The organism is Exiguobacterium sp. s35 (assembly GCF_018617535.1).
Taxonomy (GTDB): domain Bacteria; phylum Bacillota; class Bacilli; order Exiguobacteriales; family Exiguobacteriaceae; genus Exiguobacterium; species Exiguobacterium aestuarii.
In genome coordinates this window covers 259,419-280,150 of sequence record NZ_JACSKI010000001.1, presented here as the reverse complement: position 1 = coordinate 280,150, position 20,732 = coordinate 259,419, and the positions used below count along the sequence as shown (strand labels likewise).

15 protein-coding genes, 1 other RNA gene, 1 pseudogene and 1 other annotated feature are annotated in these 20,732 nt (G+C 49.4%); of the genes and pseudogenes, 4 read left to right on the top strand and 13 right to left on the bottom strand.

Annotated features, from left to right (window positions below; translation table 11 throughout):
* The 3 genes from KNO75_RS01425 to KNO75_RS01415 form a co-directional block, all read right to left on the bottom strand.
* Positions 1–768 carry a tRNA threonylcarbamoyladenosine dehydratase gene (locus KNO75_RS01425; protein ID WP_214819470.1) on the bottom strand — a complete coding sequence of 256 codons (768 nt, stop codon included), beginning with the start codon at positions 766–768 and terminating at the stop codon, positions 1–3.
* A gap of 95 nt (positions 769–863) precedes the next feature.
* A non-coding RNA gene (gene ssrS / locus KNO75_RS01420) (6S RNA) lies at positions 864–1,050 on the bottom strand.
* 74 nt (positions 1,051–1,124) lie between these two features.
* Entirely contained in the window at positions 1,125–2,339 is a 1,215-nt protein-coding gene (locus KNO75_RS01415) for a DASH family cryptochrome (protein ID WP_214819468.1), read from the bottom strand.
* Positions 2,340–2,675: 336 nt separating this feature from the next.
* On the opposite strand from KNO75_RS01415, the gene KNO75_RS01410 reads away from it, so the two are divergent.
* Positions 2,676–3,329, top strand: a complete 654-nt coding sequence (locus KNO75_RS01410) for a YczE/YyaS/YitT family protein (RefSeq protein ID WP_214785253.1) — start codon at positions 2,676–2,678, stop codon at positions 3,327–3,329.
* A gap of 28 nt (positions 3,330–3,357) precedes the next feature.
* Here the strand turns inward: KNO75_RS01410 and KNO75_RS01405 are convergent, their stop codons facing one another.
* Together KNO75_RS01405 and KNO75_RS01400 are read right to left on the bottom strand one after the other, a co-directional pair.
* Positions 3,358–4,398 (bottom strand): alcohol dehydrogenase family protein, encoded by a 1,041-nt coding sequence (locus tag KNO75_RS01405; protein WP_214819466.1) that lies wholly within the window; start codon positions 4,396–4,398, stop codon positions 3,358–3,360.
* Between the two features lie 101 nt (positions 4,399–4,499).
* Positions 4,500–6,212 carry an ABC transporter ATP-binding protein gene (locus KNO75_RS01400; RefSeq protein WP_214819465.1) on the bottom strand — a complete coding sequence of 571 codons (1,713 nt, stop codon included), beginning with the start codon at positions 6,210–6,212 and terminating at the stop codon, positions 4,500–4,502.
* A 120-nt stretch (positions 6,213–6,332) separates the two neighbouring features.
* Here KNO75_RS01400 and KNO75_RS01395 point away from each other — a divergent pair, with 120 nt between their 5' ends.
* The gene (locus KNO75_RS01395) at positions 6,333–6,683 is read left to right on the top strand and encodes an iron-sulfur cluster biosynthesis family protein (protein ID WP_214748512.1); all 351 of its coding nucleotides are present in this window, start codon (positions 6,333–6,335) and stop codon (positions 6,681–6,683) included.
* Positions 6,656–6,877, top strand: coding sequence for a hypothetical protein (locus KNO75_RS01390; protein ID WP_214819463.1), 222 nt, complete (start codon positions 6,656–6,658; stop codon positions 6,875–6,877). The genes KNO75_RS01395 and KNO75_RS01390 overlap by 28 nt, the downstream gene beginning before the upstream one ends.
* 114 nt (positions 6,878–6,991) lie before the next feature.
* Here the strand turns inward: KNO75_RS01390 and KNO75_RS01385 are convergent, their stop codons facing one another.
* The 8 genes and pseudogenes from KNO75_RS01385 to secD all read right to left on the bottom strand — a co-directional run bounded on the left by KNO75_RS01385 (position 6,992) and on the right by secD (position 19,626).
* Positions 6,992–8,170, bottom strand: a complete 1,179-nt coding sequence (locus tag KNO75_RS01385; RefSeq protein WP_214819460.1) for a hypothetical protein — start codon at positions 8,168–8,170, stop codon at positions 6,992–6,994.
* A gap of 118 nt (positions 8,171–8,288) precedes the next feature.
* A complete protein-coding gene (gene aspS, locus KNO75_RS01380; RefSeq protein WP_214819458.1) occupies positions 8,289–10,061 on the bottom strand; it encodes an aspartate--tRNA ligase in 1,773 nt (590 codons plus the stop codon).
* Positions 10,058–11,338 (bottom strand): histidine--tRNA ligase, encoded by a 1,281-nt coding sequence (gene hisS, locus KNO75_RS01375; protein WP_251126098.1) that lies wholly within the window; start codon positions 11,336–11,338, stop codon positions 10,058–10,060. The genes aspS and hisS overlap by 4 nt, the downstream gene beginning before the upstream one ends.
* Positions 11,339–11,382: 44 nt before the next feature.
* Positions 11,383–11,617, bottom strand: a binding site (T-box leader).
* Positions 11,618–11,655: 38 nt separating this feature from the next.
* On the bottom strand, positions 11,656–12,099 hold the full coding sequence (gene dtd, locus KNO75_RS01370) for a D-aminoacyl-tRNA deacylase (RefSeq protein ID WP_031421442.1): 444 nt from the start codon (positions 12,097–12,099) through the stop codon (positions 11,656–11,658).
* 16 nt (positions 12,100–12,115) lie between these two features.
* Positions 12,116–14,305, bottom strand: a complete 2,190-nt coding sequence (locus KNO75_RS01365) for a RelA/SpoT family protein (RefSeq protein ID WP_074035181.1) — start codon at positions 14,303–14,305, stop codon at positions 12,116–12,118.
* Positions 14,306–14,494: 189 nt separating this feature from the next.
* A complete protein-coding gene (locus KNO75_RS01360; RefSeq protein ID WP_214819456.1) occupies positions 14,495–15,013 on the bottom strand; it encodes an adenine phosphoribosyltransferase in 519 nt (172 codons plus the stop codon).
* 1 nt (position 15,014) lies between these two features.
* Positions 15,015–17,309 carry a single-stranded-DNA-specific exonuclease RecJ gene (gene recJ / locus KNO75_RS01355; protein ID WP_214819454.1) on the bottom strand — a complete coding sequence of 765 codons (2,295 nt, stop codon included), beginning with the start codon at positions 17,307–17,309 and terminating at the stop codon, positions 15,015–15,017.
* Between the two features lie 99 nt (positions 17,310–17,408).
* A pseudogene (secD, locus tag KNO75_RS15165) lies at positions 17,409–19,626 on the bottom strand (protein translocase subunit SecD).
* A gap of 211 nt (positions 19,627–19,837) precedes the next feature.
* Between secD and zupT the strand changes: the two are divergent.
* Positions 19,838–20,698: a zinc transporter ZupT gene (gene zupT / locus KNO75_RS01340; protein ID WP_214819450.1), complete on the top strand. Its 861-nt coding sequence runs from the start codon at positions 19,838–19,840 to the stop codon at positions 20,696–20,698.
* Positions 20,699–20,732: the final 34 nt, after the last annotated feature.

The following is a 20,732-nucleotide window of genomic DNA, read 5'->3' as shown; positions in this document are numbered from 1 at the left end:
TTATTTTTGGATGCGGTTGATTTCGACGCCCGCTTTTTCGAGCAAATCGTTAATGACGTAACCGGCAGCCACAAGTCCTGCAACCGATGGGACGAACGCGTTCGAACTCGGTGGCATTTTCGCTTTGCGGATCGGAGCGTCTTTCTTCCCGACGACTTCGTTCACGTCTTCGCGTGTCACGATCGGAGACTCGTCAGAGAAGACGACCGGAACACCTTTGTAGATTTTTTCTTTACGCAGACGGGTACGGACCATCTTCGCGATCGGGTCGTATGACGTGTCTTTAATGTCGACGACTTTGATACGTGTCGGGTCCATCTTGTTTGCCATCCCCATGCTCGAGATGACCGGGATGCCGCGACGCTTACATTCCACGATTAAATGGATCTTATAAATGATCGTATCTGAGGCGTCGATGACGTAATCGATATTTTGAGCGAAGAACTCCTCATATGTCTCTTCTGTATAAAACATTTTCAATTGGACGAGGTCTAAGTCCGGGTTGATGTCGAGGAGACGTTTCCCCATCGCTTCGACTTTCGGTTGACCGACCGTCGACAATAAAGCGTGGATTTGACGGTTGACGTTCGTGATGTCGATGTCATCTTTGTCGACGAGGACGATGCGCCCGACGCCACTGCGCGCAAGTGCCTCTGCCGCAAACGAGCCGACGCCACCAATTCCTAAAATCGCGACCGTTTTATTCTTTAAAGCATCAAGGCCTTCAGAGCCGATGGCCAATTCATTTCGTGAAAACTGGTGTAACATATTTCTTCCTCCAACTAATTCTATTTTCTCATACTATTTTACTCGGAATTATAATCAAAAAAAAGACGTCTCGCGACGTATTTACAAAAAAATCGATGGGGCCCGGAGTGCCGTGACGATGCCCTGCTTTTGAACCTGCGTATGCAGGTGGGTGACCTAGCGTTTCCTTCACAAGTCCTCCTGCACGTGATGAGGCAGTTGATCTGGTTAGCAGTTCGGTCTCCCGTATTCAAAGTGTTGGCTCAAAATAACGAAGGCGGCTCTCGTACACCTCAGGTATCCCATCTGTTGATTTAACTATAGCGCTTCTGTAAAAAGAAGTCAATGAGAAACACCGACTTCTCGTGACAGTTTGGTCACAACCATTTGTTACGAAACGCACGATCTGGATCATATGTGAACTGCTGACGATCGATGTTGAAACGTCGGTCGCGTGAGTCGTTTCCGACACCCGCCTGGTACGCCCAATTCCCCCAATTACTCGCGACATCGTAATCGATCAGTTTCGATTCAAAGTAGGCAGCCCCGTAACGCCAGTCTTGCTCTAAATCTTTGGCGAAATAATTGGCCACGATTTGTCGTCCCCGATTGGACATCCAGCCCGTCGCATTCAGTTCACGCATGAACGCATCAACGAAATCGACACCCGTCTCTCCCCGTCGCCATTTTCCGATGACATCCGGATCGACTCGCCAGTCTTTTCGTTTCGAGCGGATGCCTTGTGACCGAAATAATTTTTTCCCTTGTTCGAGTGCAACCCATTGGAAAAATTCACGCCACAACAGTTCAAAGTAAAGCCAGTAGGTCGATTCGTTCACCCCATGCGTTCGTTCATGCGCTTCAAGTTCAAAGAACACTCTCCGTGGCGATAATGACCCGTTCGCCAAATACGCAGACAGCTTCGTCGAGTCATCGACTCCAAACCCATTCCTCGTCTCTTTATATGTCCGAATCGGTACGGACAAATAGTCATTCAATCGACGCTTCGCAGCCAGTTCGCCACCTTTAAACGGAAATGCCGTCCTTGGGTCTTGCTCGACTTCTTGAACCGGAAACGGGAACGTCACCTCGCGCGTGGCAGCAGTCGCCTTTCGGGAGATCAATTCACGAGGACGGACATCGTATTCGACCTTTTTTCGGAACTCCGTAAAGAGAAACGGCATTTTCTCAAACGGGATGTCATCCTCTTCAAATAACGTGAATCCATCGAACGCCTCGTACTCTCCTTTCCACTTTTTCATCACCTCGTCTTCACGTCGGCGCTCATTATACCCGATGGCCCGTTGAAACAAGAGACGGTCGGTCGGGTCGAGTGTTTCAAGCGGATGACCGACATGGACAAAAAATGGGATTCCGAGTGCGTCTAACGAACCAGCCACATCTTCTAACGACTCTTTCAAGAAATGAAGTCGTTCGCTCCCGAGCGGAATCACGCCATAACGATTTTCGACAAGTTGTTTCGGACTGATAAAATAATGACCTTCAATCGGATCATCATGACGTAGTGCCTCCTCGAGGGGTAAATGATCATCGACACGTAAATCGTTTTGGTACCAAATGATTGTTTTCATGAATAAACCTCCTCCACTCCTTAGTATGATGGGTTTATATGCAGTTCATAAGAATAGAATGTGCTAGAGATATGTTTTTAAAATCAATTTGTGTGGAATATATTGTTCTAGAAGAGAAAGGGGTGCAGCATTATGGCTAAGAAAGGCAAAATGGGAACATTGATCAAAATCGCGACGGCGGTTGCTCCGTTCGTCTACGATTACTATAAAAAGAACAAAGCAAAAAAATCACCGAAGAAATAACACTCACGTCTCAGCCAACAAGCTGAGGCGTTTTTTTCATGTTTTCAAATCGAATGTGCTAAGATAAATCAATGATTTTATTGAAACGAGGCGATGTTCGTGCAAGTCCGATCCATCCACTTTTTACGTATTCTCTTCAAATGGGGTCTTTTCATGACCGGGCTGTTCTTACTCGCACTCGGGTCATCCATCATGATCACGGCAGATCTCGGTGTCTCCACCTGGGACGTCCTCCATATCGGGATTGCCCATCACCTTCCGATTTCAATCGGAACTGTCATCTTATGCGTGGGACTTCTACTCGTCTTGTTCAAATACATACTCGACCGAATCCGCCCTCAATTTGGAACTCTCGTCAACGCGGTCTTTGTCGGAGTATTTATGAACCTGATCTTAAACGAGCAATGGCTCCCGACATTCGATGGCTTATTTGTAAACGTCGTTTGGCTCACGTTCGGGATATTCGTCATGGGGATGGGAGCCGGCTTGTACGTCGCCGTCGGGTATGGAGCCGGTCCACGCGACGGACTGACACTCGCCTTAGCAGACCGGTTTAACACGTCTGTCCGTTCCATGCGGACCTGGATGGAGCTGATCGCCTGTCTCATTGGTTGGGCGCTCGGTGGACCGCTCTTCTTCGGTACCGTCCTATCCATCTTCCTCATCGGTCCGTTCTTCCAGTTCTGGTTGGAACGCTTCCGTCTGTTCATCGCCTACGTCGATCGCCTGAAAGTCAAATTTGCATGAAAAAGAGAGGGATCACCCCCCTCTCTTTTTATGTGTTCGGAATCAAGACGATCTTTCCGAACTTACCGGATTGTTTGAAATAGGTTTGTGCCTCACGCGCTTCTTCGAGTGGGAACGTCCGATCGATGACCGGTTTCAGCTTCCCTTCTGCAATCGACCGCAACATTTCTGCGAATTCATAGCGTGTCCCGAGCACAGACCCATACATGGCAATATGCTTCAAGTAGAGTGTCCGGAAGTCGAGATGGGTCGTCTGTCCGCCAGCAGAACCGGATATACAGAACTTTCCGCCCTTCTTCAATACTTGAAGAGACACACCAAACAACGCATCCCCGACAACATCAAGCACCGCATCGACCGGACCACCGTTCGCAGCGATGATGTCATCCGCGAGCGTCCCAGAACGATAAGAAAAGACTTCCGTCGCCCCGAACGCTTTCAACTCTTTCTCATTTTTTAAATCACCGACGATGGCGAACACCTTTGCACCGAACACATTCGCCGCAATTTGAACGTTGAGCGAACCGACGCCACCGCTAGCACCTGTGACGACAATCGTCTCACCTGAACGGATGTGTAACTGTTCATTCATATGCCACGCTGTGAGTCCGCTCACAGAAAAGACCGCACTCTCGACAAAATCATCGAGTGGCATATCAAAACAAAGGTCAGCCGGCCAGGCTACGTATTCTGCATAACCCCCGTCATATTCTGACCCGATGAAGGACATATCGTCCGACAAATGTTCTTTTCGTTCTGGACCGCTCGAGGTGAATGGGAACAAGACGACGTGTCGTCCCATCATCCCTTGGTCGACCCCATCCCCGAGCTCGACAATTTCTCCTGTGATATCCGATCCTGGGATACGCGGGAACTGAACGCCTTCCGGACGCCAACCTGACTTCTCACCAGTTCCGTACGCCCCTTCTCGCATCCATATTTCTGTATTGTTAATGGCACAGGCGCGTACCTTGATCAGCACTTCTCCAGCTTTTGGTGACGGTTTTGGGATATCGACCACTTGGAGTTGATCGACATCTCCATATCCTACGACTTGTACAGCTTTCATGGTGTATCTTCCTCCTTCTCTTTCGCTCATCCATATGTATTTACCCACGAAGCACCCATATCACGCCAGAAAGGTCACCTTTTAGAGAGGTGACCTTCCGTTTACAGTTGCTGACGTTGTAATAGGTTCGTGAAGACACCGCCTTTTTGGCTAAGCTCTTCATGCGTTCCATCTTCTACGATTCCTTCTGCCGTCACGACAAGAATGCGATCGGCATTTTTTACTGTCGCTAAACGGTGGGCGATGATGAGCGTCGTTCGATTCGCCGCCAATTCATTGAGTGAATCTTGAATGATAGCCTCAGTTTCCGTGTCGAGCGCCGAGGTCGCCTCGTCCAAAATTAAAATCGGTGGGTTTTTCAAGAACATGCGCGCAATGGCGATGCGTTGTTTCTGACCACCAGAGAGCTTCAGTCCACGTTCCCCGATTTGTGTGTCGAGGCCGTGCTCGAGTTCCTCGACGAGCGTCCCGAGATGCGCTTTCTCGACCGCATGCATGATGTCCGCATCGGTGGCATCGAGCTTCCCGTAAGCGATATTCTCACGTAGCGTACCCGCAAACAAGAAGACGTCCTGTTGTACGATTCCGATTTGACGACGTAAGCTCTCTTTCGTCATGTCGCGGATATCCATGCCGTCGATCGAGATGGCACCATTCGTCACATCATAAAAGCGAGGGATGAGTGAACAGATGGTCGTTTTCCCCGCTCCGCTCGTCCCAACTAATGCGACGGTCGTCCCTGCCTTGATCGACAAGTCAATATCCGTCAACACTTGGCGGTAGTCTGAGTAGCCAAACGAAACGTCGTCAAAGACGATATCACCCTTCAACGTCTCGACCTCGATGGCGTTCGCACGGTTCTCGATATCTGGCTCTTCATCGAGCAACTGCGTGAATCGTTTGAACCCTGCCATCCCTTTCGGATACATCTCGAGAAGCGCCGTGATCTTCTCAATCGGCTTGATGAGTAAGTTCATGTACAAGATGAACCCGACGAGCTGTCCGTATGACAACTGACCCTCGTACGTTAAGTACGCCCCGTAGACGAGGACGAGCAACGTCATCAAACGCGTCGTGATGTAAATGCCCGCGAGCGACGTACTCATGACGCGATATGCCTCAATCTTCGAGCCTCGATAGAAGTTGTTGTCTTTTTGGAAACGTCCGATCTCGAACGCCTCGTTCGTAAACGATTGGACGACACGTGCTCCGGACACACTGTCCTCGACGCGTGCGTTCACTTCCCCGATATTCGTGTACATCTTTTGCCACGCCTTATTCATGTTCTTATTCGAATACGTGATCATGATGATCAGGAACGGTACCGCGACAACGGTGACGAGTGCAAGTTCCGGGTCGATCGAGAACATGATCCCGAACGCACCGAGTAACGTCATGATGGCGATAAAGAAATCTTCCGGCCCGTGGTGCGCCACTTCCCCGATGTCGAACAAGTCGTTCGTGACCCGGCTCATCAAATGTCCGGTCTTATGATTATCAAAGAATCGGAACGACTGTTTATGGATATGTGTGAACAACTCTTCCCGCATGTCCGTCTCGATGTTGATCCCGAGCTTATGCCCCCAGTAGTTGACGACATACTGCATCATCATGGCCAATATGTAAAGAATCAATAGACCGATGCTGACAATGATAATCCAGTTCCATTCCCCACCCGGCAACAAGTCATCGATGAACCATTGAACGGCGAGCGGAAACCCGAGTTCAAGCAATCCGACGAGAATCGCGAATGAAAAATCGAGGATGAATAACTTTTTATGTGGTCGATAATAACTAAAAAAACGTGAAATCATTCTCTTTCCCCCTTCTCAACACTCTAAGTGTACGCTTTTTTCCGAAAGGTGGAAAACAGGATGCATCCCTTTTTCATTCTTTTTTCAATCGGCGTATAATGAAAGTAAGGAGTGATACACATGCATGTACACATTACAGAACGTGCGCTCGAACGAATCGAGTCATTGAAAGGCGAACGTGAGGGACAAATGCACCTTTTCTATGAGACGGAAGGTTGCGGCTGTGGAAATAGCGGGATTTTCGAAATTCGATACGTCACGGAGAAGACCCCAGAAGACGTCGAAATCGAATCGAACCTTGGTCCGATCTTAATCAAAAACTGGACGAAAGTATTTTTAGATGAACAGATGAAAATCGACTTCCTTGAAGACCGTCGTACGCTCGTCTTGAAAAGTGACGGACAAGTATTCAATTCGAACCTTCTCGTCACGGACGGCACGGGTTGCCAGTTGAACGTCCCGAGCCGATGAAACAGACGCTGAAACAACATCCGAGACTGCTCATTCTCTTTTTCGCGAGTTTCGGGCTTGGTCTGCTTGGAATTTATTTAGCGTTCATCGATTCAGTCTATACGATGTCCGCAGTCATCGCCTCGATCTTTGCATTCGGGTTTGCGTTGCAGCGAACAGCAAAGTATATGCAGCGCGAGGAGGAAAAAAATTAAGGAAGATATCGTTTTTCAGGGACGAATCTTCCTTTTTTACATATAAAAGAAAAGAGTTCGCAGGTGCGAACCTCCTCTCTTCATAAAACCGTACTACCGATGACATTCATCGTTTTACTTCACATCAATGACATAGAAACGAACCAATCCCTCACCATCTAATTCAGCATATGCTAATTTGCCATCTTTAAAGACCGGTTTGGATACCGTTCCACCGTCATTCGGTAAATACGAAACGGTCTCTTCTTTTAAATCCGCGATGAGCAATCGATTCATCCCTTCACGGAACAAAATATAATCATCACGCAAATAGCGAAACGCATCGAACGTAATGTTTTTCTGAGAACCGTTATATACGTAGTTCACAGGCGATGGAGTTGCGGATGTAAATTCGACTCTTCCTTCTTTGCCAAGAGAGACAAACTTGCTCCCTCGCTCGAAATCAATCAATGCCCCACCTTCTTCATCAAATGAACCATCGGTCGTGACTAATCGGCTCGTCAGGTTACCTTCTTTGAAGACACTTTTATGTAGGATTAATCCTTCCTCACCCGAGCGATAATCAAAGATATATTCCCCGTTACGCTCTCCCTCTTCTTGTAGCGTAAATGCCTCAATCGTTTGAATCGAATCAGACATCGGCGAGAACTGCATGACCGTCGTCTTCGTATCCGATGCCGACGCCTCATAATCGACCCATGTGACGGTATCATCGGAAGCTGTTACATAAGGAACGGGCGTCTCAAATCGACTAGTCCCTTCCGCTATTTGTTCAGGTTTTTGTTCGTCCAACGACATCGTAAAAATCGACCATTCATATGCATACCCTTCAGCCTGTGCATATTCAACCCAAAACACTTCATCTTGAATCCCGACAAGATTCCCAATCGTTTTTGAGGACGTATGAATAAGATCATTTGTATTACGCTCCGTATCGTACACATTTATTTGACTGCTGCTTTCTTCAATCAACTCCGTATAGACGATTCGTTTGCCAGTGATGTGCTCTGGTGCGATCATCGGTACTTGATCTGCAAAGAATAAAGATAAGTCATACGATTCCACTTCCCCAATCGATTCGCTCTCTCCCGCACTTTGTAAACGGATGGCTGGTTCCGATGTTTCCTCCGGTTCAGATGTTGCTGGTGCATCCGGTGTCGATTCTGTCGTCGACTCCGTCTTTTGAACAACCTCTTCCACTTCTGGTGCAGCTTTTGTGTCATCCGTACACCCGGATAACATCGTTGCAGCCCCTAGACATACCCCTAATGCCAACATATTGATTCGCTTCAACATTTCCCCTACTTTCAAAATACATTTTATTCCATAATCGTATCATAACCTTATACAAAGTTGTCAGAAAAATATAAAAAAGGATTCGCCGAGAACGACGAATCCTGTCTGAAGCGTATTATTTTTTCTCTTTCACTGCCGTACGAATCGACAACTCTTCAAGTTGTGCGTCCGCGACCGGGCTCGGTGCTTGTGTAAGCAAGTCGCTTGCCGACGCCGTTTTCGGGAAGGCAATCGTGTCGCGAAGGTTCGAGCGACCTGCAAGAATCATGACGAGACGGTCGAGACCGAGTGCGATTCCCGCGTGTGGTGGTGTACCGTATTCGAACGCTTCGAGCAAGAAGCCGAACTGTTCAACTGCTTCTTCTTGTGTGAAGCCAAGCAATTTGAACATGCGCTCCTGGATGTCACGCTCGTAAATACGCTGTGAACCACCGCCGAGCTCGTAACCGTTCAAGACGAGGTCATAGGCGATGGCGCGTACGCTTGCCGGGTCTGTCTCGAGAAGATGAAGGTCTTCACGGTTTGGCATCGTGAACGGGTGGTGGTTCGCATAGAAACGACCGTCTTCTTCTTCAAACGTCACGAGTGGGAAGTCTGTCACCCATAGGAAGTTGAATTTCGACTCGTCGATGAGACCGAGGTCGTGTCCGAGTTTGACTCGGAGTGCGCCAAGGCTGTCTGCGACGACAGTTGGTTTCGATGCGACGAAGAGGAGAAGGTCTCCTGCTTCTGCATTTGTCGCTTCGATCAACTTCTGTGCGTACGTTTCGTCGAAGAACTTCGCGATCGGACCGTTCAAGCCTTCCGCTGTCACTTTGAGCCATGCGAGACCTTTCGCACCGTAGACCGCTGTGAACTCTTGAAGCTTGTCGATGTCTTTACGTGAGAAGTTGTCCGCCTCACCTTTGACATTGATTGCTTTGACTTGTCCGTTTGATTCGAGTGCTGCGTCGAATACTTTGAAGCCCGCACCTTTCACGGCGTCAGCTACGTCGATGAGTTCGAGGCCAAAACGTGTGTCCGGTTTGTCTGAACCGAAACGACGCATCGCTTCTTCATGTGTCATGCGTTCGAACTTCGCTGGTGTGTCTGTACGACCGAGCGTCGATTCCATGACTTGTCCCATCATTGATTCCATCATCGCCATCAAGTCTTCGATGTCCATGAAGCTCGTCTCGATGTCGACTTGCGTGAACTCAGGCTGACGGTCTGCACGAAGGTCTTCGTCACGGAAGCAGCGTGCGATTTGGAAGTAACGGTCAAATCCTGCAACCATGAGCAACTGTTTGAAGAGCTGTGGTGATTGCGGGAGTGCGTAGAACTCACCACCGTGGACACGGCTCGGTACGAGGTAGTCACGTGCGCCTTCTGGTGTCGACTTCGTCAAAATTGGCGTTTCGACTTCAAGGAACTCTTGCTCCGTCAAGAAGTTACGAATCGTGTTCGACGTCTTCGAGCGGAGACGGAACGTCTCTTGAAGCGCTGGACGACGAAGGTCGAGGTAACGGTATTTGAGGCGAAGGTCTTCTGAGACGTTTTCCGCTTCGTCACCGATCGGGATTGGTGTCATCTTCGCCGCGTTCAAGATGTTGATCTCAGTCGCGATGACTTCGATGTTTCCTGTCGGCATGTTCGGGTTCTTGTTCTCACGCTCGAGAACCGTTCCTTTTACGTCGAGGACATACTCGCTACGGATTGTTTCCGCGAGTTGGTGGACTGCTTCATTTTCTGGGCGTACGACGACTTGGACAATTCCTGTGCGGTCACGAAGGTCGATGAAGATGAGTCCCCCGAGGTCACGACGTTTTTGTACCCATCCTTTTAATTGTACTTCTTGGCCGATGAGTGACTCTGTCACGCGGCCGTTCATATGTGTGCGTCCGATCATTGTCCTGCTCCTTCCGATAGTTCACGAATTTTGTCTGCGACGGCCGAGAGTGGCACGTCAACTTGTTCACCAGTCGTCATATCTTTCAAGGCGGCTGCCCCGCGCTCTACTTCATCATCCCCTAAGATGACTGTGAACTTGGCTTTCAGGCGGTCCGCCTGTTTGAATTGTCCTTTGAACTTGCGTCCTTGGTAATCACGATCAGCCTTGAACCCTTCCATGCGAAGGAGTTGTAAGAGGCGTGTCGCCGTCAATTCGACTTCTTTCTCGCCTTGGGCGACGATAAAGACATCAAGACCTGTCTCGAGTTCAGGTAAGACTCCTTCATTCTCCAATGCGAGGATGAGGCGCTCCAATCCGATCCCAAAACCGATTCCCGGCATGTCCGGTCCGCCGATATCTTGTACGAGACCGTTATATCGTCCACCACCACAAAGTGTCGTGATGGCTCCAAATCCTTCTGCCTCGGACATGATTTCAAACGCCGTGTGCGTATAGTAATCGAGTCCACGAACGAGCGTCGGGTCGACTTCATAAGCAACGCCGAGTGCGTCGAGCTGCGCGAGTACTTGGTCGAAATAAGCTTTTGACTCTTCGTTCAAATATTCAAGGATCGACGGTGCCGTCTTCATCGATGGGTGATCGCGGTCAACCTTACAATCCAAGATGCGAAGCGGGTTCTTGTAAAGACGTGACTGGCAGTCTTGGCAAAGTTCGTCTGCCACCGGCTCGAAGTGACGGATGAGCGCATCGCGGTGGGCGTTGCGGCTTTCCGCGTCCCCAAGCGAGTTGACGACGACTTTGATTTTCTGAAGCCCAAACGACTTGTAGATCGAGTAGGCGAGGCTGATGACTTCAGCGTCAACGGCAGGGTCGCTACTGCCGATCGCTTCGACACCGTATTGGTGAAGCTGACGGAAGCGGCCTTTTTGAGGACGCTCATAGCGGAACATCGGTCCCATGTAGTAGAGCTTCGTCGGTTGGTCCGGATTTCCGAACAGTTTGTTCGTCACGAACGCACGGACGACAGATGCCGTTCCTTCTGGGCGAAGTGTGTACTCGTCTTTCCCTTTCTTCACGAGCGTGAACATCTCTTTTTGTACGATGTCCGTCGTTTCCCCGACACTGCGTGTGAACAGGTTCGTTGTTTCAAAGATTGGTGTGCGGATCTCTTTATAGTTGTAACGGGCGCTCATGTCGCGAAGTTTTTCCTCGACATATTGCCACGTCTCGACCGTGCCCGGAAGCAGGTCTTGTGTACCGCGTGGTGCTTTCATCATCACATTTCCCTCCTTAAAAAATACAAAAAGGCCCTCGTCCGCAAAGGGACGAGAGCCTGTGTAAGTTTCCCGTGGTACCACCCTCGTTGCAGAGCCATTACTTGAAACTCTGCCACTCGAAATCGGTTAACGCCCGATGAGACGGCTCCCCCTACTCGTTTTCAAGGGAGCACCTCCAAAGTGTCGTTCGGGTCATCATCCAGTCGATGCTTTCAGCCAAGGCATCGCTCTCTTTGCTGGTGGGTTGACCGTACTCTTCTTTATCATAGGTGTTTGACTATATGCTTCATGATGCCGAATCAAGCCGGCATCTGTCAAGCGTTTTTTTCGAGCATGAGTGTGACCGGTCCGTCATTGACGAGTGCGACGTCCATCATCGCACCGAAGCGTCCCGTCTCGACGACGAGCCCGTTTGACCGGAGTCGCTCATTGAATTTTTCATAGAGCGTCTCGGCCATGTCCGGTTTTGCGGCCTTTGTGAAAGCAGGTCGCCGTCCTTTCATCGTATCTCCATACAATGTGAATTGTGAGACCGACAAGATTTGACCGGACACATCTTGAATCGATAAGTTCATCTTTTCTTGATCGTCCTCGAATACGCGGAGCCCGGTCACCTTGTCGGCGAGCCAGTTCACTTCTTCTTCTGTATCTTCATGTGTCACACCGACGAGAAGCAAGTACCCGGCGTTGATTGCCCCGACGACTTCTTCCTCGACTGTGACCGATGCTTCTTTCACTCGTTGCAATAGTACACGCACGTTCCTCTTCCTTTCGTCACGTCATCATGACTCGGCTGACCGAATACACGTCTGAGATTTGTTTGATGCGCTCGACGACTTTCTGCAAGTGATTCACGTTCGGAATCGAAATTGTCATCGAGATGCGGGCTTGTTTGTTTTGGTCGCCCCGACCACTGACGGCCACGATATTCGTATTCGTCGCCGATACCGCCTGAAGGACATCGTTCAAGAGGCCTGAACGATCATATCCCGTGATTTCGATATCGACGTTATAGTTCTTCTCTTTCGCCTGTCCGACTTCCCATTCGACGTCAAGAAGACGCTCCGGATGTTGTTCGTTGACGATGTTCAAGCAGTCTTTCCGGTGAATCGACACCCCACGTCCACGCGTGATGTATCCGACGATTTCATCTCCCGGGACCGGGTTACAGCAACGGCTCATACGGACGAGCATATTGTCGATCCCTTTGACCGTCACGCCCGCTTCCGTCGTTTTCTTCTTCGGCGCCTGACTGACTTTCAATTCGCTGATCGCTTCAGAAAGTTCGAGTTTCGGCTCTTTCCGCTGTTTCTCGGTCAACTTATGCGCGACTTGAGCGGCCGTGATGCCTTGATAACCGACAGCGGCATACATCTCTTCCTCGTTCCCGAAGTTGAACTTCTCGACGACGATACTGAGTGCCGGCTCATCGATCACTTCTTTCGGTTCAAAACCGAGTTTTTTGATTTCTGCCTCGACGAGATCTTTCCCTTTCTCGACGTTCTCTTCACGCTGTTGACGTTTGAACCATTGACGAATCTTGTTCTTCGCCTGACTCGAAACCGCGAGTTTCAACCAGTCCTTACTCGGTCCATAACTGTGCTTCGACGTGATGATTTCAATGATGTCACCCGTCTCGAGTTTATAGTCGAGCGGCACCATCCGTCCGTTCACTTTTGCACCTGTCATCCGATGGCCGATCTCCGTATGAATCCGGTAGGCGTAGTCAATCGGGACAGAGCCTTTCGGCAATTCGAATACGTCCCCTTTCGGTGTGAAGACGTAGAGCATATCGCTAAAGAAGTCGACTTTGAGCGATTCCATGAATTCCTCGGCATCGGTCGTATCTTTTTGAAGCTCAAGAATCTCACGAAGGTGCGCAATCTTTTCGTCGAACCCGTTCGTCGAGACGTTTTTGCCTTCTTTATACGCCCAGTGTGCCGCGATCCCGAATTCGGCGATGAAATGCATGTCTTTCGTCCGAATCTGGACTTCGAGCGGTTCACCTTTCGGCCCGATCACGGTCGTATGGAGCGACTGGTACATGTTCGGCTTCGGCATGGCGATATAATCTTTGAAGCGTCCTGGCATCGGCTTATATTGCGTGTGGATGATCCCAAGTACCGCATAGCAATCGCGAATCGAGTCGACGATAATGCGGACCGCCATCAAATCATAAATTTCATTGAATTCTTTTTTATGCTTCACCATCTTATTGTAGATGGAATAGATATGTTTCGGTCGGCCGTTTACATCGGCATCGATATGCACTTCTTCAAGAACTCCGTTCACTTCCGTGATGACAGAAGTGACGAGTGCTTCTCGTTCCGTCCGTTTTTGTTTCATCATCGAGACGATTTTGTAGTATTGCTGCGGGTTGATATAACGTAACGAAATATCCTCGAGCTCCCACTTAATCGTCGAGATCCCCATCCGGTGTGCGAGCGGGGCAAAGATCTCTAGCGTCTCTTCGGCCTTTTGGACTTGCTTTTCTTTCGGCATATGCTGAAGTGTCCGCATGTTGTGAAGACGGTCCGCGAGTTTGATCAAGATGACGCGCACGTCTTCCGCCATCGCGATAATCATCTTCCGATGGTTCTCGGCGAGTTCTTCTTTTTTCGACTTGTATTTAATCTTACCAAGTTTCGTGACGCCATCGACGAGCATGGCCACGTCCGGACCAAAGTCGTCCGTCAATTGCTGTAACGAAATGTCCGTATCTTCGACAACATCATGTAAAAGCGCTCCGATAATCGTCGTGGCATCTAAGCCGATATCAACGAGAATACCGGCCACTTGGACCGGATGGAGGATATAGGGCTCGCCCGAACGTCGGAACTGACCGGTATGATGAAGTTTTGCGTATTCGTAAGCGCGTTTCACTTCGGCTATATCGTCGTCACCCATATACTCCCCGAGCGCGTCGAGAAGATCCTCAATACTTACGATTTGTTTTTTGGTCATAACATTCGACACCCTTTTTCTTACCGCTCCAATCGACTCAGATTCGTCGCAGCATGGTAGTAGTTTATATTCAAGATTCTCTAATTTTTATAACCATTATCGAAAAAATCTGACGACCTGTCAAAGGTTGTAGGTTATTTTCCTCAAAAACTATTCAAAAACGGGAAGCATATGCTTCCCGTTTAAACATTAGTCTTCGTATCGGATGAGTGAGAAGACGTCATATCCTTCAAGACGCTCACGTCCACCGAGTCCGTCGAGTTCAATCAAGAACCCGATTCCTGCCACAACTCCACCGAGTTGTTCAATCATTTTAATTGTCGCTTCAATCGTACCACCTGTTGCGAGCAAGTCGTCAAGGATGACAACTTGTTGTCCAGGTTTGATTGAATCTTTGTGCATTGTTAAGATGTCCGTTCCGTACTCGAGACCGTATGATACACGTACTGTCTCACGTGGTAACTTTCCTTCTTTACGTACTGGTACAAACCCGAGTTCAAGTGCATAGGCTGCCGGGCAACCGACGACAAATCCGCGCGCTTCCGGTCCAGCAATCAACTCTGCTCCACGCTCACGTGCATAAGCGACGAGCTCATCTACCGATTTCTTGTAGACTTCGCCATTTTGCATGAGTGACGTGATGTCTTTGAAGCTGATTCCTTCCTTCGGGTAATCCGCTACTTCTTTAATATGATGTTTGAAATCCATTTTATGTGTATGCCTCCTGCATCTTGTTCGATCGCAACGATTGTAACCGCTCTTTGAGCTCCGCCAATGACGCGTATACGAAACGCTCTTCGAGTTGTTGGCGCCCAATCCGGCGTTGATAGCACGGTGCCTCGGTCAAATCGCGTTTCGGTGCTTCTGGATTGACTCCAGGCAGTCCGTCTTCCATTGTAACAAGAAATTCGAGTTCAGAGAATACTTGATGCATAAATTGAATCGTATTTTTTGACCATTTTCGTTCTTTTGACAGACGAATCAGGTTTTCACGTAGATTTTTCCGTTCGCATGTCGCCATGTGTACGTAATACGTTCGGAAATCCTCACGTGAAGGAAGCCGTTCAAAGAACGAGTCCCCTTGACCGAATGCGCAATAGATCCGCTCGACGCCTTCATGGAGTTTTTCTGCGAGGATGTCTTCATCGTCAGGCAAATCGAGCAGGACGACGAAACGATTGAGCGGTTCGTCTCCTTCATGGAGCGGGTAGTCTTCGGTTGTCCCTTGGAACGACAAGAACGACGTATGTTCTTTCGGTAAGTCTTTCAGCTCTTGTACCGATTTTTTCTTCCCGCGATAGTCGAACACTTGGAAGTCATCGACGCGTAAGTCTTGAATCATGAGCTGCGGCTTTCGCATCCCGTTCCATTCATTCACTTGAAGACTTCCCATCACCGAGATGTGGGCCATCTGTGAGATTTCCGAGACGACATGTCCGAACCCGAAGCCGATGCCGTCGAGTTCTCGCTTGTCTCCGGCGAGCTGTACTTTCAAGTGTGTTGCATCGCGTCCGATTTGACGAATATCGCGCAGTTTCGCATCTGCGACGACGACGCGTGGCGACGGGTTGCCCATGCCGAACGGCGCCAGTTTCGCAATCTCTGAAATCAAATCGAGCGAGACGTCATTGACCGTCAGTTTCAAATCGACGTTGACCCGTGGCACGAATACGTCATCTGGAATTATTTCCGCTTGGCGATTCAGTCGTTCACGCAATTCGGCGACATTCTCGGACTGAAGCGTCATCCCGGCTGCGGCCGGATGCCCCCCGAAGTGCGGCAAGATGTCTTCATTTTTCGAGAGTTCTTTAAATAGGTCAAACCCATCAATCGAGCGACCCGATCCCTTTGCCTTGCCCGTCTCCGGGTCGTGGCAAAGGAGAATGACCGGACGATAGTACGCCTCGACGAGACGAGAGGCGACGATCCCGACGACTCCCGGGTTCCACTTTTCACTCGCGACGACGAGCACACGGTCCTCGGTCATCGATGCCTCGACGAGTTCTTTCGCTTCAGCCGTAATCGTTTTGACGATGTCTTGACGTTCTTTATTCTGCTTATCGAGCTGTTTCGCAAGTTCGAGCGCTTCTTCGACATGTTCAGCTAAGAGCATTTGCAGCGCCGGCATCGCCGAATCGAGACGTCCCGCCGCATTGATCCGTGGACCGAAAGCGAAACCAACCGATTCTTCGTTTAACACGCTATCACCGAGACCACACACTTCACGTAATGCTAAAATGCCAGGTCGTTTCGAGGCTTCGAGTGCCGCGATTCCTTTTTTCGCGAGCAATCGGTTCTCACCGTCGAGTGGGACGAGGTCAGCAATCGTTCCGAGGACGGCCAAATCAAGGAGTTCCTCTGGCATTCTTCCTAAAACGGCGTGCGCCACTTTGAGGGCGACCCCCGCACCGGCGAGTTTATCGTATGGATATCTCGGGTCGATGTGCGGGTGGATGATGGCATACGCGTCCGGCAATGTCTCTTTCGGTTCGTGGTGGTCGGTGATGATCAAATCGACACCAAGGTCTTTTAACAGTGTCGCTTCTTCAATCCCTGAGATTCCACAGTCCACTGTGATGACCAAGGTGAACCCTTCGTTCGCTGCCCATTGGAACGCTTCCTTGTTCGGTCCATACCCTTCCGTGAAACGGTTTGGAATATAGCACTCGGCCATGACACCGATCTCGGTCAAGGCGTGCCACATGACCGAAGAGGCACTGACACCATCGACATCATAGTCGCCATAGATGAGTACCATCTCCCCCTCGTCTGCAGCCTGCTTGATCCGGGATACGACTTTTTCCATCTGTTCAAACAAATACGGGTCATGAAAGACGAGTTCTTCCTCGGCATACAAAAATGCCTTGGCCGCTTCTACATCCTGATGTCCACGCTGAACGAGCAATGTCGCGAGTTGTGCTGATATATTTAATTCGTTTTGTAAACGTGTGACGTCGTCCGGGTTCGTTTCCGGATAGAGCCACTGTTTCTTCGAATGGTACATGTCCTTCACTCCAATCAATTGTAGATTATAGCAGACCACGTGAAAGATGTGCCGTCTTGACATTTAAAAAGGTCTCCCGTTTGAAGGGAGACCCACTCGTTACGCCTCTGTGACCGGCGTATCTTTTTTCTTGTTGATCGTTGTGCGTTTGATGAGGAGCCACAAGTACGATGCGATGAAGATGGATGAGTACATCCCCATGAAGAGTCCGATAATCAATGCGAGCGAGAAGCTGCGAATCGACTCGGCACCGAACACGTACAAGGCGATCGCCGTCACGAGTACCGTGATGACGGTATTGACCGAACGGACAATCGTCCCTTGAATCGATTTGTTGATGATCGACTCATAGACGTCCATCGAACGAATCTTCCGTTCTTTTTCATACGACGTGATGTTCTCCCGCACGCGGTCGAACGTAACAATCGTATCGTTGACGGAATAACCGATAATCGTCAGAATCGCTGCGATGAAGTACAAGTTGACCTCAATCCCAAAGAGTGAGAATGCGACGATCATGAAGAAGGCATCGTGTAACATCGCCACCACTGTCGCAACCGCATAGGAGAATTGGAAACGGACCGTGATATACAGGATGATCCCGATCGACGCAACGGCTACCGCATACAAGGCGTTTTTCGCCAAGTCACGACCGACTTGAGCCGACACGGTGCTGATGTTCGGGTCATTGCCGAACTGCTCCGTGAACGCCGTCTTGACGCTCGCGACTTCTTCTTGACCTAGTTGTCCGACGAACGTGACATATGCCAAACGTCCTTCATCTGCATACTGGACGCTCGAAATCTCTTGGTCAATCCCTGCGTCATTAAATGCTTGCGTGAACTCTTCTTGCGAGACACGTTCTTCTGTTAAAACCTCGACACGCGTTCCTGAGGCGAAGTCAATCCCAAGGTTCAATCCTCGGAAGAACAAGAGACCGATTCCGAGAACGACGATTGCCGTCGAAACCAAGAACATCGTGCGCATATGTTTGACGTAATTCCATTCAGTAAGCTTAAAGTTCACGGATTTCACTCTCCTTCACACCAAACCATCCTTTACGTTTGTCGAACAGACGACTTGAGACAAGGAGGTGCATCAAATAACGTGAGATGAATACGTTCGAGATGAACGTCATCCCGATTGAGATCATGAGCATGACGGCGAACCCTTTGACCGAACTTTGTCCAAAGTAGAACAAGACCGCAGCCGAGATAAGCGTCGTCAAGTTGGCATCAATGATCGTACTGAGGGAACGACGGTTACCGGCACGGAATGCCGACAAGACCGACTTCCCAGAGCGGAGCTCATCTTTGATTCGTTCCGCCGTGATGATGTTCGCATCGACCGCCATCCCGACCCCGAGGACAAGTGCCGCAATCCCTGGGAGCGTCAAGACCGCATTGATTCCATTGAAGAACAACATGATCAAGTTAATATACAGTACAAGCGTGATGATCGACACGAGTCCTGGTAGACGATAGAAGAACAACATGAAGATAAACACGGCAATGATCCCGATTGAAGCGGCAAATACCGTCTCTTCTAATGCGTCTTGACCGAACTGAGCCGATACCGACGTCGAGTAGATCTCATCGAGTTTGACAGGGAGTGCCCCTGCGTTCAAGATGTCGGCAAGACGTTGTCCGCTCTCCGCATCAATCCCACCACCAGAGATAATCGCTTTATCTGACAAGATCGGACCATTTACAGAAGCATCCGAAACGATTTTCGAGTTTTCTTTTTGAATCTCTTCTTCGTATGTGTCACCTTCTTCGTAATCAAGCCAGATGACGAGACGGTTCTCAGGGGCAGGACGTTGTGAGATTTCAGACGTCACTTCGCCAAACTGATCGGCCGATTGAAGTGTCAACTCAACGACTGGTTGCCCTTGCTGGTTGTAGCTGAGTGCCGCACCGCGTGGAGCCAAATCTTTCCCGTCGAGCAAGACGTTGTCGTTCACGTCACGGAACGTCAATTGTGCTGTTGACGAGATGACTTCGCGCGCTTCGTTTTGGTTCGATACGCCAGCGAGCTGGACACGAATTCGATTGTTCTCTTCGATTCGAACGTCCGGTTCGGAAACCCCTAGGACGTTGATTCGGTTGTTGATGGCGCGAACGGTTGCATTCATCGCCGACTCGTCGATGACGTCGCCGTCTTCGAGCGGTTGTACTTCATACAAAACTTCGAATCCACCTTTTAAGTCGAGTCCGAGGTTCGTGTTCTTGACGACCCAAGGTGTCGAGAACACAGCGAGCAGGATTGTCGCAATCATGATGATCGCGAAAATCGCAATATTGCCTTTTTTGTACATACGACTATTTCCTTTCTAAACCACTGTTCTTGATCTAACTTCTCTCGTTAACATTACAAATTTTCTAAACATTTATCAATCATTTTCCTAAAATTGTAACGTCTATTCACGGAAATGTTGAGTTAATTTGCGTATGAGACTAAATGTTGCGCAAGGGCAAAACTTCATGTATGATGTAGCTAACATCACAACATCAAAGGAGTCTTTCCATATGGACAGCACAATTATTTTTGCGTTTCTCCTTACCTTGTTTGCAGGACTTGCGACGGGAATCGGGAGTATGATCGCTTTCTTTGCGAAACGGACGAACACAGCTTTCTTGTCCATCTCTCTCGGATTTTCCGGAGGGGTCATGATTTATGTATCGTTCATCGAGATTTTCCCAAAGGCGCTTGACGAACTCGTCGGTGCACACGGGGAGTATACGGGAACGATTTACACCGTCCTCGCGTTCTTCGGTGGAATGTTCTTGATTGGTATGATCGATAAGTTCATCCCGAAAATGGAGAACCCGCACGAGGTCAAATTCGTTGAATCGATGCAGAACAACCCGTCAACGCAAGAGTTGGCAACGACAGCAACAAATGAAGCGGCTCCAATCAATCATCCTGAGACACAAAGTCGCCTAAAGAAAATGGGAATCTTTATGGCACTCGCCATCGGGATTCACAACTTCCCGGAAGGACTTGCGACGTTCATCTCAGCACTCGATGACCCAACCGTCGGTGTGGCCATCGCCATCGCGATCGCACTGCATAACATTCCGGAAGGGATTGCCGTCTCCGTGCCGATTTATTATGCGACAGGTTCACGGAAGAAGGCATTCAAGCTTTCAATGTTATCCGGTCTCGCCGAGCCAGCTGGGGCTGCCATCGGCTTTTTAATTCTCATGCCGTTCTTGAGCGACACGGTCTTCGGACTGTTGTTTGCAGCAGTCGGTGGAATCATGGTCTTCATCTCGCTCGACGAATTACTCCCTGCCGCCCGTGAGTATGGGCATGCCCATCATTCGATGTATGGAATGGTCGCCGGGATGATTGTCATGGCGACGAGTCTTATCCTATTAATGTAACGAGCAATGCCCTGACGCGAGGCGTCAGGGCATT

Coding starts and splice junctions, on each gene's coding strand:
- KNO75_RS01425 (WP_214819470.1), bottom strand. CDS start 768: ATGTTACACCAGTTTTCACGAAATGAATTGGCCATCGGCTCTGAAGGC.
- KNO75_RS01415 (WP_214819468.1), bottom strand. CDS start 2,339: ATGAAAACAATCATTTGGTACCAAAACGATTTACGTGTCGATGATCAT.
- KNO75_RS01410 (WP_214785253.1), top strand. CDS start 2,676: ATGTTCGTGCAAGTCCGATCCATCCACTTTTTACGTATTCTCTTCAAA.
- KNO75_RS01405 (WP_214819466.1), bottom strand. CDS start 4,398: ATGAAAGCTGTACAAGTCGTAGGATATGGAGATGTCGATCAACTCCAA.
- KNO75_RS01400 (WP_214819465.1), bottom strand. CDS start 6,212: ATGATTTCACGTTTTTTTAGTTATTATCGACCACATAAAAAGTTATTC.
- KNO75_RS01395 (WP_214748512.1), top strand. CDS start 6,333: ATGCATGTACACATTACAGAACGTGCGCTCGAACGAATCGAGTCATTG.
- aspS (WP_214819458.1), bottom strand. CDS start 10,061: ATGATCGGACGCACACATATGAACGGCCGCGTGACAGAGTCACTCATC.
- hisS (WP_251126098.1), bottom strand. CDS start 11,338: ATGAAAGCACCACGCGGTACACAAGACCTGCTTCCGGGCACGGTCGAG.
- KNO75_RS01365 (WP_074035181.1), bottom strand. CDS start 14,305: ATGACCAAAAAACAAATCGTAAGTATTGAGGATCTTCTCGACGCGCTC.
- KNO75_RS01360 (WP_214819456.1), bottom strand. CDS start 15,013: ATGGATTTCAAACATCATATTAAAGAAGTAGCGGATTACCCGAAGGAA.
- recJ (WP_214819454.1), bottom strand. CDS start 17,309: ATGTACCATTCGAAGAAACAGTGGCTCTATCCGGAAACGAACCCGGAC.
- zupT (WP_214819450.1), top strand. CDS start 19,838: ATGGACAGCACAATTATTTTTGCGTTTCTCCTTACCTTGTTTGCAGGA.